The sequence below is a fragment of the Chryseobacterium candidae genome (assembly GCF_004916905.1).
Taxonomy (GTDB): domain Bacteria; phylum Bacteroidota; class Bacteroidia; order Flavobacteriales; family Weeksellaceae; genus Chryseobacterium; species Chryseobacterium candidae.
Genome location: NZ_SDLV01000003.1, coordinates 336,417 through 350,986 on the forward strand (window position 1 = coordinate 336,417; position 14,570 = coordinate 350,986).

The 14,570-nt window shown below is 38.0% G+C and carries 10 protein-coding genes; 3 read left to right on the forward strand and 7 right to left on the reverse strand.

The window, feature by feature from the left end:
• Positions 1-46: 46 nt before the first annotated feature.
• The 7 genes from EK417_RS02265 to EK417_RS02295 form a co-directional block, all read right to left on the reverse strand.
• Entirely contained in the window at positions 47-1,474 is a 1,428-nt protein-coding gene (locus tag EK417_RS02265) for a glycoside hydrolase family 125 protein (RefSeq protein ID WP_136521213.1), read from the reverse strand.
• Between the two features lie 32 nt (positions 1,475-1,506).
• The gene (locus tag EK417_RS02270) at positions 1,507-3,738 is read right to left on the reverse strand and encodes a GH92 family glycosyl hydrolase (protein WP_136521214.1); all 2,232 of its coding nucleotides are present in this window, start codon (positions 3,736-3,738) and stop codon (positions 1,507-1,509) included.
• Between the two features lie 128 nt (positions 3,739-3,866).
• Positions 3,867-4,838, reverse strand: a complete 972-nt coding sequence (locus tag EK417_RS02275; protein WP_136521215.1) for a glycoside hydrolase family 130 protein — start codon at positions 4,836-4,838, stop codon at positions 3,867-3,869.
• Positions 4,839-4,880: 42 nt separating this feature from the next.
• Positions 4,881-6,170, reverse strand: a complete 1,290-nt coding sequence (locus EK417_RS02280) for an MFS transporter (protein WP_110366535.1) — start codon at positions 6,168-6,170, stop codon at positions 4,881-4,883.
• A 173-nt stretch (positions 6,171-6,343) separates the two neighbouring features.
• Positions 6,344-7,969, reverse strand: coding sequence for a SusD/RagB family nutrient-binding outer membrane lipoprotein (locus EK417_RS02285; RefSeq protein WP_136521216.1), 1,626 nt, complete (start codon positions 7,967-7,969; stop codon positions 6,344-6,346).
• Positions 7,970-7,986: 17 nt separating this feature from the next.
• Complete coding sequence (locus EK417_RS02290) at positions 7,987-10,947, reverse strand: SusC/RagA family TonB-linked outer membrane protein (RefSeq protein WP_136521217.1); 2,961 nt, start codon at positions 10,945-10,947, stop codon at positions 7,987-7,989.
• A 382-nt stretch (positions 10,948-11,329) separates the two neighbouring features.
• Positions 11,330-12,208 carry an AraC family transcriptional regulator gene (locus tag EK417_RS02295; protein WP_136521218.1) on the reverse strand — a complete coding sequence of 293 codons (879 nt, stop codon included), beginning with the start codon at positions 12,206-12,208 and terminating at the stop codon, positions 11,330-11,332.
• A 199-nt stretch (positions 12,209-12,407) separates the two neighbouring features.
• On the opposite strand from EK417_RS02295, the gene EK417_RS02300 reads away from it, so the two are divergent.
• From EK417_RS02300 to EK417_RS02310, 3 genes are all read left to right on the forward strand, one after another.
• The gene (locus tag EK417_RS02300) at positions 12,408-13,274 is read left to right on the forward strand and encodes a helix-turn-helix domain-containing protein (protein WP_136521219.1); all 867 of its coding nucleotides are present in this window, start codon (positions 12,408-12,410) and stop codon (positions 13,272-13,274) included.
• Between the two features lie 87 nt (positions 13,275-13,361).
• Entirely contained in the window at positions 13,362-13,781 is a 420-nt protein-coding gene (locus EK417_RS02305; protein WP_002982623.1) for an OsmC family protein, read from the forward strand.
• Between the two features lie 179 nt (positions 13,782-13,960).
• Positions 13,961-14,566, forward strand: a complete 606-nt coding sequence (locus EK417_RS02310; protein WP_110366539.1) for a TetR/AcrR family transcriptional regulator — start codon at positions 13,961-13,963, stop codon at positions 14,564-14,566.
• Positions 14,567-14,570 lie beyond the last annotated feature (4 nt).

Sequence of the window (14,570 nt, forward strand, 5' to 3'; positions counted from 1 at the left end):
TTTTCGGGAAGGAATCTCAGATGAATAAGCGATATAAAAAGGTTGGCTATGTCAGTAGCTCCGGGTTTTCGTTAAAGGTTTTCCATAACAATTCGCCAAATAGGGTATTGGCCCATGCAAACCATTCTCTGGTGAATTTTTTGTCATTGTCTTTATGGAAGGATTCATGCATAAAGCCTGTTCCTCCGTGCGTTTTCTGAAGAGTATTGATGCACCATTTGACCTCACTTTTGTCTTTCGTAGTGAGTGCCTTCATGATGATACTCATTGGCCATATCATGTCCAATCCGATATGCGGACCTCCTATCCCTTCTGCCAGCTTACCTTTAAAGAAGAACGGGTTGTTTTCTGACCACACAAATTTTCTTGTATTCAAATAAACAGGGTCATCAGCTTTCACCGCATCCAGATAAGGCAGTCCCAGCAAGCTTGGACAGTTCGCGTCATCCATCAGATTGTAGCTTCCGAAGCCATTCACTTCAAAAGCATATATTTTTCCAAATTCAGGATGATTGTAAATTCCGTATTTTTTAATGGCTGTTTCTACCTCATCAGCAAGGCTGTTCAGTTGTTGAGCCAATGTTTTTTCATTTTTAATCTCAGCTACCATTTCTGCAGCCTGACGTAAGCTTACCACTGCAAATAAGTTGGAAGGTATCAGGAATCCGTAGATGGTAGCATCATCACTTGGACGGAACATAGAGCTGATCAATCCCACAGGTTTCGTTGGATAACCATATCCTCCCATAGGAACTCCGTCTGTAGCCCAAGCTGTGGTACGCTCGAATTTATAAGGTCCCAGATCATGTTTTCTCTGCTGTTCTGTAAAGGTCTGCAGGGTAAGTTTAATTCCTTTCAGCCAGTTGGCATCAAAAGGTTTTGTATCTCCTGTTGTTTTCCAGAAGTGGTAGGCCAGACGGATAGGATAGCAAAGCGAGTCGATTTCCCATTTTCTTTCATGGGTTCCCGGCTTCATATCGGTATGATCATATTCTTTCCATTTACTGATCTTCTGGTCGTCGTTATAGAAAGCATTGGCATAAGGATCTTTCAGTATGAAAGTGGTCTGTTTGTGGATTACTCCTGAGATCAGCTTATGTAGTTTTTCATCTTTTTTTGAGAACTGCAGATAAGGGAAAACCTGTGCGGAACTGTCACGAAGCCACATGGCATCAATATCCCCTGTGATCACATAGGTATCAGGTGTTCCGCTGGTTTCTGTATAGTAAACAGTAGTATCCAATGTATTCGGGAAGCAGTTTTCAAAAAGCCAGCTTAACTCTTTGTTTTTTACTTTCTTTTTAAACGCTGCAATAGCACTTTCTACGGATTCGCTGGTAAAATGTCTTTTATCTTTAGGAACACGGACAACAGGAAAATCGTCCAGAACTAAATTTTTAGCAAAAACATTCTGAGTAAACAGCAATCCGGCTCCTGCCAGTGCACTTGTTTTAATAAAATTTCTCCTTTCCATTGATACTTTTGTTTCGTTTATTTTTATGAGTCTTATTTTACCGGTTTGCTTCCCATTACGAATCTCAGCTCGCCTCCATTCATAATATCGCTGTGGTTCAGCTCCCAGCTTTTGTATTCTTTTCCGTTCAGGAACATTTTCTGTACGTAGATATTCTTGTCAGATATTTTGTCTGCAATTACGGTGAATGTTTTTCCATTTTCAAGCTTTAAAGAAGCTTTCGGGAATTGTGGGGCTCCGATGGCATAAACAGGTTTCCCCGGTGTCACAGGATAGAATCCTAATGATGAGAAGATATACCACGCTGACATCTGACCGCAGTCTTCATTGTTAACGATTCCATCAGGTTTAGCTGCATACATATTGTCGCGGATATATTTTACCATTTTCTGAGTCTTGTAAGGACTTCCTGCATAGTTGTACAGGTATGGAACATGATGTCCAGGCTCATCCCCGAATCCTAAAGATCCAATGAAACCTGAGATATCAACATGCTGTTCTCCTTCCATATGAAGTGTTTCTGTGAAGGTTTTATCCAGTTTTTCTTCAAATCCTTTTTTCCCGCCGTATAGATTCATCATTTCATCAATCTGGTGAGGAACAAAGAAATCATAAGCCCAGATGTTTCCGGAAACCCAGTGGGGCTGCAGCTTTTTCCAGTCATTAAGCTTGAAATCTGCTAAGAATTTTCCGTCTTTCTGTCTTGGCCAGAAGTGATTATTTTCTTTATTGAAGGTATTCAGAAAGTTCATAGAACGTTTTTTATACACTTCTGATTCTTCTTTTTTACCTAATTTCTCAGCAAGCTGCTGGATACACCAGTCATCATATGAATATTCCAATGTTGCGGAAACAGAAGCTCCGTTCTCTGAAGGAGTATAACCTAATTTAATATAATCGTTAAGACCGCCGCCTCCATCGCTGCTGCTCATTTTATCAGTAAGAGAAGCGTCTTTCATAGCAGCAAATGCTTTTTCTGCATTAATACCCGGTATTCCTTTTGAGATTGCATCCCAGATTACGGATGCGCTATGATAGCCCAGCATACAGAAATTATCATATCCGCAAAGCTCCCAGATCGGCATATGATCTTTACGATCCGTATATCTGCTGATTAGAGAATTGGCAAATTCTTTTGTATGTTTTTGATCCATAATAGTCAATAATGGATGTGTTGCTCTGAACCCGTCCCAGTAAGAATAGGTACTGTAGTTGGTGAACCATTTCGTATTCATGTTTTCCTGAGCGGCAACATAGTCTCCATTCACGTCCATATATAAATTCGGTGCAATGAATGTATGATAAACCCCAGTATAGAAAATTTTTCTCTGATTGTCTGTACCTCCTGTCACCTGGAATCTGCCGATCAGATCTCTCCATGTCTTTTGTGCTGTTTCTTTTGCTTGTGCAAAGTTTATATTTTTAGCTTCAGTATCGAAGTTTTCCTGTGCATTTTCTGTACTCACGGGAGATAAAGATACTTTTACTTCTATACTTTCCTGATCTTCCGTTGAAAATCTTACAAAAGCTTTAGCATCCTTGGCAAGGGCAATTTTTTCATCATTTTTGATTTTTCCGTCAGCATATACACCGTAAGACTTAAACGGTTTGGAAAACTCCATCACGAAGTAAGCAAACCGTTTACCTCCCCAGCCGTTGCTGTAACAGTAACCTTTGATTTTATTATTGCCTTCCACACTCACTAAAGTATGATAGATATTTCCGAAGATTTTGTTGGTAGGATCAATAATGATATTGGCTTCACTACTCTTCGGGAAAGTATATTTATGAAATCCGACTCTTGGGGAAGCGGTAAGTTCAGCTTTAATTCCGTAACTGTCCAGCATAACAGAATAGTATCCCGGAGACGCTACTTCTTTATCATGGGTAAATTTTGAACGATAGCCTGTTTCAGGATTTTCTTCAGATCCGGGAACCATTTTTAGCTGTCCTACCGTAGGCATTATCAGAATATCTCCAAGGTCGGCCCATCCTGTTCCGCTCAAATGGTTATGACTGAATCCCATGATCGTTTTGCTGCTGTAGTGATATCCGGAACACCAGTCCCAGTCGCCACTTTTCGTATTCTGATCCGGACTCAGCTGTATCATCCCGAATGGCGTAGTTGCCCCCGGAAATGTATGTCCGTGGCCTCCTGTTCCAATAAAAGGATCTACCCAGGATAAAACATCGTTTTTATTTTGCTGGGCATTCGCTACAGAAATCAGGGTTGTAAAAAAGCAGATGAGCAGTTCTTTTTTCATGATAAGAGAGATATCGGAGATTTTTTTGTTTAAAAGCTGGTTTAAAAATAGGAAAACCATTATAAAATTCCCAGTAAATGGGAAAATTAAGATGATTAACCTATTCTCCTAAACTTTATATTACTGTATTAAATTGAATTCTTTTTCATAAAATCAATGATTTCTGAGATGTATCCAAAGGCAATCGCAACTACGGTATCAGCAGCACCGTAATATACTGTTACTTTGTTCCCTTCCGTCAATGCTGCACAAGGGAAAACCACATTCGGTACATCTCCTGTCAATTCGTATGATTCGGCCGGAGCCAAGAGGTAAGGCTTCGTTCTGTACAATACTTTTGTAGGGTCTTCAAGATCAAGCAAAGCTGCTCCCATTGAATATCTGAATCCTCTGCAGGTATTGATCACTCCATGATAGAAAAGCAGCCATCCTTCTTCTGTTTTGATAGGAACAGGCCCACCTCCGATCTTTGTACACTGCCATGCACTGTCTTCAAAAGGCGTTACTTTCATCACGCAGCGGTGCTCACCCCAGTACTTCATATCAGGGCTGTAGCTGATATAAATATCTCCGAAAGGCGTATGTCCGTTATCACTAGGACGGCTCAGCATGGCATATTTACCATTGATTTTCTCAGGGAACAAAACACCATTTCTGTTGAATGGAAGAAAGGCATTTTCACACTGAAAAAATTCTTTAAAATCAAAAGTATACCCAATTCCGATGGTAGGACCATTGTAACCGTTGCACCATGTAATCCAGTAGCGGTCTTCAATGAAGGTTACGCGGGGATCATATTTGTAATCGGATTCAATCATATCCGTATTTCCGGCCTGCATTTCAATAGGATCATGATTGATATCCCAATTGATTCCGTCTTTACTGAAACCAGCAAAAATATTCATCTGTACTGCCTTGTTGTCACAACGGAATACTCCGGCAAATCCGTCTTCAAAAGGAATCACGGCACTGTTGAATATACTGTTGGATGTTGGTATCGCGTATCTGTTAATGATCGGGTTTTCGGAAAACCTCCACATGATATCATTGCAACCTTCCGGGCGATCCTGCCAGGGGATCATTACTGATTGAGCTGTCATAAAGTATTTTTTACTTTTTATTTTTAATTATTATGAGTTGATTTATTGTTCTTTCTGATTTTCAGGGTAAGGGAAAGGAACGAATAAAGTGGCCAAAAAAGCAGGAATGGTAGCAATCAGCACCCAGATAAAGAACATTTTGTATCCGATCCAGTCGCTGATCGTTCCACTGATCATTCCGGGAATCATTACGCCAAGGTTCATAATTCCTGTTGCAAATGCGTAATGTGCCGTTTTGTGTTTTCCGGGTGCAATCTGCTGCATCATGTAGAGCATTAACCCTACAAAACCAAATCCATATCCGAAATATTCCACAACTACGGCAACTCCTACCGGCAAAAGGTCCGCTGGCTGATAATGCGCTAATAATGCATAAACCACAAATGGAATGTTGAATGCACAGCATAGCCATATCAAAGATCTTTTCAGTCCGCGGGCTGAGATAAAATATCCTGCCAATACGGATCCAAGGATAAATGCTGCAGAACCGTATGTTCCGTAAATAAGTCCGATATCTGAAGTAGATAATCCCAATCCTCCTGAGGTTCTTGGAGCTTTAAAAAATAAAGGAGCTATTTTGATGGCAAATCCTTCTGCAAAACGGTACAGAATAATGAAGAGTATACACCACAGAATTTTCTTTTTGGTGAAGAAAGAGGTAATGACTTCCAATAGTTCCTGACGAACGTTTCCGGCCGTTTTCTCATCTTTCTGCTCTTCTTTGTTTTCTTTTGGCAGAATGAAATAGTGATAAACAGCCAATCCCAAAAAGAGTAATGCATAAATCACCATAATGATCATCCAGGCATGGGTAACTCCTTTTGTTTTTTCTAAAACACCTGCGAAATAAACTAATGCTCCACTGCTTATAATCTTGGCAAGATTGTAAAAAGCACCCTGCCAGCCGATATATTTTGCCTGCTCCTTATTGGTCAAAAACCCGATATACGTTCCGTCTGCTACCACATCATGGGTCGCTCCACAAAATGCTATTACTGCAAAAAGCGCAATACTGTATTTGAAAAAATCATGCATTGGAAGACTTAAGGCTACTAATGCGAACAGAATTCCTATCGCAAACTGAGTAGAAATAACAAAGAACTTTTTTGTTTTATAGATCTCCAAAAACGGACTCCAAAGTGGTTTTAACGTCCATGAGAACAGGATAAGAGCTGTCCAGAATGTAATCTGCGAATCCGAAACCCCCATGTCTTTATACATGATTCCTGAAACCGCATTAATGGTTACAAAGGGAACACCCATTGCAAAGTATAATGTGGAAATCCAAAGAATTGGCTGAATCCGACGGGTTACGGAGTTGTTTTTTCCCATATTTAAAAATAAGATTCCAAATAAAAGAGAACATCTCAAACATTCATTCAGGCTAAAAAACGAAACTATAAATTTTTTGGAGATTCTACTCTATTCTCCTGCCTTAATGAATGTATCAAATAAAAATCTGATGTTGAGATGTCTCTTTATTAATGAGTGATTCTGAATATTTTTTATTTCTTATCCCACCAAAGCTTTGTACCTCCGGTATCTGGACCGTTAAGCATTTGAGCGGCCTGCTGGTAATTATATAATGATGTTTTGGTATCAATAGTGAAAGGAATTCTTCTGATCATTGCTTCTGTACTGATGGCTCCGCCACTGTCATTCTTTCTTACTTTGAAGAGAATCGGATATCCTGTTCTTCTCTGCTCTGCCCATGCTTCCGGTCCGTTGGGATAAAGAGAAAGCCATTTTTGGGTAATAATTCTTTCTAATTTTCTTTCGTTGGTATCCCCGTTATTCCATGCAATGGTAATGGTACTTAGCTGAGGATGTCCTAAACCGATGTTATTGTCTGCATTTTTCGGATCTACATAAGGTGCTTCTGTAGAAGTGTTATCCGCAAGGTATGTTGCAACGCTCGCACTTTTCCCCCATTCTCCAAAAGACTGCTGAACTCCGGTTGTATAGTTGGTCTGAATATCACCAGCTCCTGCATATCCTCTTAAAGCAGCTTCTGCTTTTAGGAACCATGTTTCTGCAGCGGTGAATAATTTCATTTTACCATCAGTTCCTGAGAAATAATCTCCGTTGGCAGATTTTGCCTGTGGCTGAGAGAATCCTCCGTATGTTGATTTTCCATTTAATAAATCAATTCCCTGGCGTATTCCTATATATTTACCCTGAACATCGGCATCTTTTGCAGGAATTGCATATGCCGAAAGTCTCGGGTCATTATATCCGTTCATATAAGCCATCAAAGGTGCACCTATTAAACAGTCTCCCCATGAGTAAATGATGAAGCTCAATTCTGACTGTCCTACACTGATTAAAGCGTTATCTGCATTGTCAGTAATTAATCCCGCAGGTGAAGCCAAAGCCTCTTCTGCATATTGCTTAGATTTTGCAGGATCAGCATAGCTCATTCTCATGGCTAATCTCAGCTTTAATGAATTGGCCAGTTTTGCCCATTGTGCCATATTTCCTCCATACACTAAATCTGCACTTTTCAATGAGGTCTTATCTTCAACATTCTGTGTTGCCGACATTGCAATTACTTTCTGTAAATCTGTAATGGCTGCCGTAAGATCTGCAATAAAATAGTTGTAAGCTTCTTGTTGAGAATCAAAATCTGTAACTCCGTTAGGGTTAGGTTTTTCATATTTGCTGTAAACTACAGGACCATGGCTGTCTGAAACTCTTGCCGCTGTAATAACTTTCAGAATTTTTTTCACAGCAAGGGTTCCCGTAAAATCTACACCCGGATAGTTCCCTTTGGCAGCATTATCAATAATGATAGAATAATTAAAAATATCCTGTTGTCTGGCAATGATTCTATTGTTCCATCCATCCATCATAGAGTAAGTAAGGTTATTTACTCCTCCGTTAAATGGTGTTGCGGTACTGAACATTCCGCTGTACATATCTGCACTCAGGTTAGGATATAACTGATAATCTGCCTGCAACCCTCTCTGGATAGATTTCATAGGGTTCACAACTGCGATAAAGTCAGCGTAAAAATTTTCAGGGCCTCCAAGCTTTTCCTGATTATATTGGTCAAAGTCATTAGTACATCCGGAAGCTGAAAACAGAACTGCAGCTCCAAATACCAATGTTTTAATAGTATTGATTTTCATTGTCGTAATTGTAAAAGTTAGAAGTTAGCTTTTAATGATAATCCAATAGATCGGGTAATCGGTAATCCGAATGAATCTACTCCCACTCCACCAGGCGTATTCCCTGATACCTGCTCAGGATCAAACGGTGCTTTCTTATAGAAGAAAAATAAATTGGTTCCTACTAAACTTACCGTTGCATTTTTCAAATATTTTGAATTGACATCAAACAGATACGAAACAGATACCTGACGTAAACGTATTGTTGTAGCACTATACAGATAGGCTTCATCAACTCCTTTTCCAAATCCTTCAGTTGTTCCTACTGCTTTATAATAATCTTTAGCGTTAGTCAACCCAGTATAGGCCTGCCCTGCATTAGGAGTTCCCGGTGCATACACTGCATTTGGGATTGATACGCCTCCAGCATCTCTAGCATCAGCAGTGGTCTGACTTACTCCATATAAATCATTGGCTTTTTCTGTAAGTGATAATACTTTACCTCCGAATTTCCCATCAATAAGGAAAGAAATCCCCAGTTTACCGATATTGAACGCGTTATTGAATCCAAGAATAAACTTCGGGTTCGGGTTACCCAAATAAGAAGGCGTACTCTCTGCTAAAGGAACCCCTTTCTCATTCACAAGAACACGGCCCTGATCATCTCTTTTAAATTTGATTCCGTAAAGATCTCCAAAAGCCCCCCCCAGTTTTAATCTTGTATAGTCACCACCTCCGGTTAGTGAAAAAGTCAAGTCTTTAGAAACATTTATGCTTGTTGGTAATAATTCAACGATCTTGTTTTTATTGGCCGAAGCATTCAATGTAGCGGTCCATCCGAATTTTTCCGAATCAAAGATTTTATAAGATAATGAAGATTCAAAACCGGTATTTCGGATTTTTCCCGCATTAATATAATATGATCCCGGAGCCAAACCTCCTAAATAAGAAGGAATTGTGGTTTCCAACAACTGGTTGCTGGTATTTGAATTGTAATAAGTAATATCAAAATTCAGTTTGTTATTCAGCATTCTTAACTCAGTACCTGCTTCAAACGTTTTATTAAGTTCCGGTTTTGGAAGCAATGCCTCAAAACCTGCCCCTGTAGCAAAAGAACTCTTAGGATATACAATCGTTCCTGCATCTACTCCATAAACATATCCTTTATTATATTCAACCATTGCATTGGTGATATTCGTAGGTAATCCCAAACCAACAGTTGCATAAGACCCTCTGACTTTCCAGAAATTAATAACTTCCGGAAGTTTGAAAACAGAAGATAATATAGCATTTGCTCCTACAGATTCATAATCAAATCCGGTTCTTCCTGTTAATGCTAAAGTAGAATCCCAGTCATTTCTGAAAGTCATGTCCACATAGAACATATTTTTGTACCCTACGGAAGCACTCGCAAAAACAGACTGTACCTGTTTTTTCATGTTCGTATAGGTATTATGATAACCATCTCCCGGCGCTCTGTTTATATTCCACTGAAGGTTATTCAGTGTAAAAAGATTAGGATTTGCCAGATAAGCATTATCAATTTGTCCTATTTTATTTCTTGTCGTATTAATACTTCCTCCTACTGTAAAATCTAAAGAGATAGATTCACTTACTTTAGGACTACCGATCAATAAAACATCACCATAAGTAGAAGAATTTTCATAGGTGTTTTTAAGCATTCTACCATTAATACCATTTGCAAGTAAGCTAGGCGCTGAAAAAGCAGCAATATCACGCTGGCTGTCTGAAATATTCCAACTGTAGTTTCCTCTCACTCTTGCAATCAACCATGGATTTATCTGGTAAGACAATGAAAGGGCACCGTATATATTTTTGTTACTCACTGTTACCGGGTTTTTGTTTAAGATCCAGTAAGGATTCTGTGTCACAGGATTTCCTTTGAAGCTTCCGTCCGGATTTACTTCCCACCAGTTTTGAGCTGGCAAAAATCTCGTTTTATCCAAATAAGAATAATTATCGCCTCCGTATTGATCAAAATCTACTCCTCTCGGTAACCAGTACAAACTTGTCAAAGGAGAAAAAGAAGCTCCCGGAGTCTGTCTGTTTTTACTTTCCTGTAATGACCCGATAAAGTTGGCATCCAATGTCAGTTTATCATCAAGAAACTTACTTGAGTTTCTGAAAGAGACATTATACTGATCAAAATACGACATTGGAACCACTCCTTTATTGGTAGTATTTCCGATAGAGAAATAGTTTGTTGATTTTTCATTTCCTGACTGGAAAGAAAGGCTGTTTACCCATGTAGTTCCTGTTTGCAGAAAATCTTTAAGATAATCCTTTGAAGATCCTTTTGCACCCCAGCTGTCTACAGCCTGTCCTGGCTGCTGCCCAGCAAAAGATGGATCATAAGACAGATAACTGTGCTGCAGTTTTGGAAGACTGTATGCTCTGTCTACAGTAAGGCTGGAACTGTAAGTAATTGAACTTTTCCCTGCACGTCCTTTTTTAGTCGTAATCAGAATAGCCCCGTTACCTCCGGCAGATCCATACAATGCACTAGCAGAAGCTCCTTTCAGGAAGTTGATACTCTCAATATCATCAGGATTGATGGAGCTTAGTACATCTCCCGGATCCGGCATATTGGAATACTGTCCGATATCTGCAGACTTCCCTGTTCCGTTAATAATAGGAATACCATCAATTACATACAATGGCTGTGTATTGTTTACAGACTTATTCCCTCTCATGATCACCCTTACGGAGCTACCTACACCATTGGTTCTGTTGATTTGTACATTGGAAACTTTTCCGTTGATCGAATTTAATAGATTGGGAGTTTTCACTTCTGTAAGCTCATCCCCGCCAATCTGCTGGCTGGAATACGTTAAAGAGCGGGCCTGCCTTTTAATCCCCAAAGAGGTGACTACGACCTCCTCAATACTGGTTGTCTTCGTAGTGTCGGCCGCTTTTTTCTCCTGTGCATTCGCAGTAAGTGAAAAAACGAACAGAACGGGTATAACTGCTTTTCTCATAAGGTATAGATTCTTTAGATTTAATTGAGAATCAGTGACATTACTTTATTTTTTAATACAAAAAAAATTATTGTTCTTCAGCAAAACTTTGCCGTTTATGTATTAAATTATTTAAAGTTTTGTTAAGATTTAATTCACATTCACAAATCTAAATTTTGTAGTCAGTCTGATATAATACTATTTTATCATAAAACGATATTATTTTTTCAGCAATCAAAATTAAAAGCTATTAATGCTTTAAATATCAGCAAAATACAACACTTCCCTAACAATTAAAAAAGGGGATTTATTCCGTTATTTTAACAAAAAAAGTAGATTTCTGGACGGAATTATAGAACGCCAGATAGGATAAAAAAAGAAAAATGTAAATTTTTAATACGTACTATTCAATCTTTTTAACTCCTTTGAATTGCTCTTTAAATTCGGTTGGAGTTGTTTTTTTGATGGACTTAAATACCTTGTTGAAGTTCGCAATATTATTAAACCCGGCTTCAAAAGCAATTTCAAAGACCGTAAGATTTTTTTCCATCAACCAGCGTGCAGCATAACTGATTCTGATCTCATTAAGATAATTAACAAATGTTTTCCCTGTTCTTTTTTTAATAAACCTGTTAAATGTCACATTGCTCATGTTCACCAATGAGGCTACATTATCCAGCGTTATTTTATTCTCAAAATTTTTATGAACAAAATCATGAACAACCTTCATTTTATCATTATCAGCAAAAGACTCAAGCTCAATACTATACGAAGATAAAAGTGTTTTATTTTCTGCCACAGCCAATTCATTCAGAATCTTCATAATTTCTATGAAAGATTCAAAACTGTTCATTTTTGACAAATTGAGAAACGAATTTTTTAGTTTCTCAGCCGTTTCTGTAGAAAAAAGAATCCCTCTGATGGAGTCTTTCATCAGATTATTGATGGGTTTCAAAATATTTTTCTCCATTAATGACTGCTGAAAGAAATCCTGGTTGAATTGTATGGTGATTTCGTGGGTTTTTCTGTTTTTGCATCTGTAATTAGCCCAACAGTGCGGTAAATTAGGACCTACCAACACCAGCTCTATATTTCCGATCTCTCCGGTATGATCTCCTATCATCCTTTTGTACCCCTTCCCTTTATAAATAAAATTGATTTCAATTTCCGGATGGTAGTGGTACGGAAAGTCGAATGAAGCTTTAATCCTGTCAAATACGAGAAAACTATCTTCAGGAGATAGTGGAGTTATTTCTCTCAGAATATTTTCTAATTCGCTCATACAGGCAGTTATGAAAAAAAGTTAATACTATTAGGTCACAATACAAATCTTTGTAAAAATGATAAAATAATATCAATGTAAAAACATATTTCCGATTTATTTATTCCAGATTTTTATGTCAGACATCAGAAATTAGCGTTTCAATAATTTAATACAGCTTACATCATTCATTTTTGTATCTTTAAACTAAAGTTAAAGGATGCCGCAACAGCTTATTTTTGAAGATCAATATAAAAGACTCGGACTGGAAGTATTTACACCGGAAAATCTGGAGAACTTTAATGGAAATCATTTCAAAACTGATATCAAAGTATTTTTTATTCCTTCAGGATATGAGCTTACGGTAGATTTTAACCATTACAAAACGAAAAAAACCTCTCTTTTTTTTCTCACCAACCAGCATCTGAATATCCAGAAAGGAAAAGATGAATCGGTGCTCCTTTTCTACAACCGTGATTTTTACTGCATCCAGATCCATGATAAAGAAGTAGCCTGCGACGGGCTTCTCTTTCATAATGTATTTGAAATTCCTTTTGTAGAGCTTGACGACTCAGAAACAACTCTTATAAAATCTCTGTTTCAGAATATTCAGGATGAACTTGAAGGGAAAGATTCTTCTGCAGAGGAAATGATAAGAACCTATGTAAAACAGATCATTATACGCGCTACCCGAAAGTGGAAAAAACAAAATCTGGATAATGACACGCTCAGAATACCAGGCAGTGAACTTGATATTTTCAGGGATTTCAGCAGACACCTGGAAATTCATTTCAGAGAAAAACATAATGTCGCTGATTATGCAGAACTGCTTCATATAGCCCCCAAAACTTTAACTCATAAATTTAAAAACCTAAACCTGGAATCTCCCAATCAGTTGATCATCAACAGAATTTTATTAGAAGCAAAAAGATTATTGTTTTATACAGACAAACCTGTAAAAGAAATTGCCTATGATCTGGGCTATGAAGATCCGGCTTATTTCAACCGTCTTTTCACCAATAAAACAGGAAGCACTCCCGCAAATTTCAAAAAAAATTACATTACGGGAAAAAAGTACAATATTTAGCTCTTTTTATCTATTGAAAATACCTTGTCACAGACATACCTTTGTAACATTAAAATCAGACAATACTAAATACAAAAAAACAACATTATGAGACGTAACGCAACAGCCGTTTGGAACGGTACTATCAAAGAAGGAAAAGGACATTTAACTACTCAGAGTACAACTTTAAACCAGACTCAATATTCTTTCAACAGCCGTTTTGCAGATGGTGTAGGGACAAACCCAGAAGAATTGCTGGCAGCCGCCCATGCAGGATGTTTCACAATGAAACTGGATGCCGAATTATCTCAGGCGGGTTACAATCCTGAAGAATTAAAAACAACTTCTGTCATTACTCTTGACCCCAATATCGGAAAGATTACAAAATCTGAACTGACTCTTACAGCTAAAGTTCCGGGGATCTCAGAAGAAGAATTCCAGAAATTTGCTAAAATCGCAGAAGAAGGATGCCCTGTGAGTGCAGCATTCAACTTTGAAATTACATTGAACGCTACTTTGGAAAACTAATTTAAGTATTCATTCAATATCAATAGAAACGGGCTAAAAGTCCGTTTTTTTAATTTAAAAAGAATCCATTGGCTTCAGCCAAAACTTAAATCCAAAACATTCAAATTAATTATTCTTCCTCAATAAAATATACCGAGTGGTATATTTTTGTATATTTGCATCATATTTAAACATTTATAATGTCAAAGGCAGAAAAAACAAAACAGCACATCATCGAGAAAACCGCAACCCTTTTTAATACCAAGGGTTATATTTCCACTTCGCTGTCAGACATTACACAGGCAACAGGATTGACGAAAGGCAGCATCTATGGAAATTTTGAAAACAAAGATGAAGTAGCTATTGAGGTTTATAAATACAATGCCGGATTATTAGGCAAAACCCTCAGCCGTTCCTTTGGCGATGAATACATTACTTCGTTGGATAAGCTTCACGCATTTGTAGAGTTTTACAGAAAAAACTGGAAGTTTGTTTTTGCAAACGGCGGATGCCCTTTGATGAACGCTGCAACAGAAGCTGACGACTCTTTTCCGGCATTAAAAACTCAGGTTAAAAGATCTTTTGAACAATGGTTGACAAAAATATCAGATGTCATCGATGAGGGACAACGTAAAGGGGAAATTGATAAAAAAGCCAGTGCTGAACAATATGCTTCCTTATTCATCATGCTTATTGAAGGCGGGATTTTGCTTTCAAAAACGATGGGTGATCAGAGTTTTCTAAACCATGCTTTAGACAAAGTCGCCAGCATAATTGATCATGAACTTACTATTCTTCCATCATAAATTA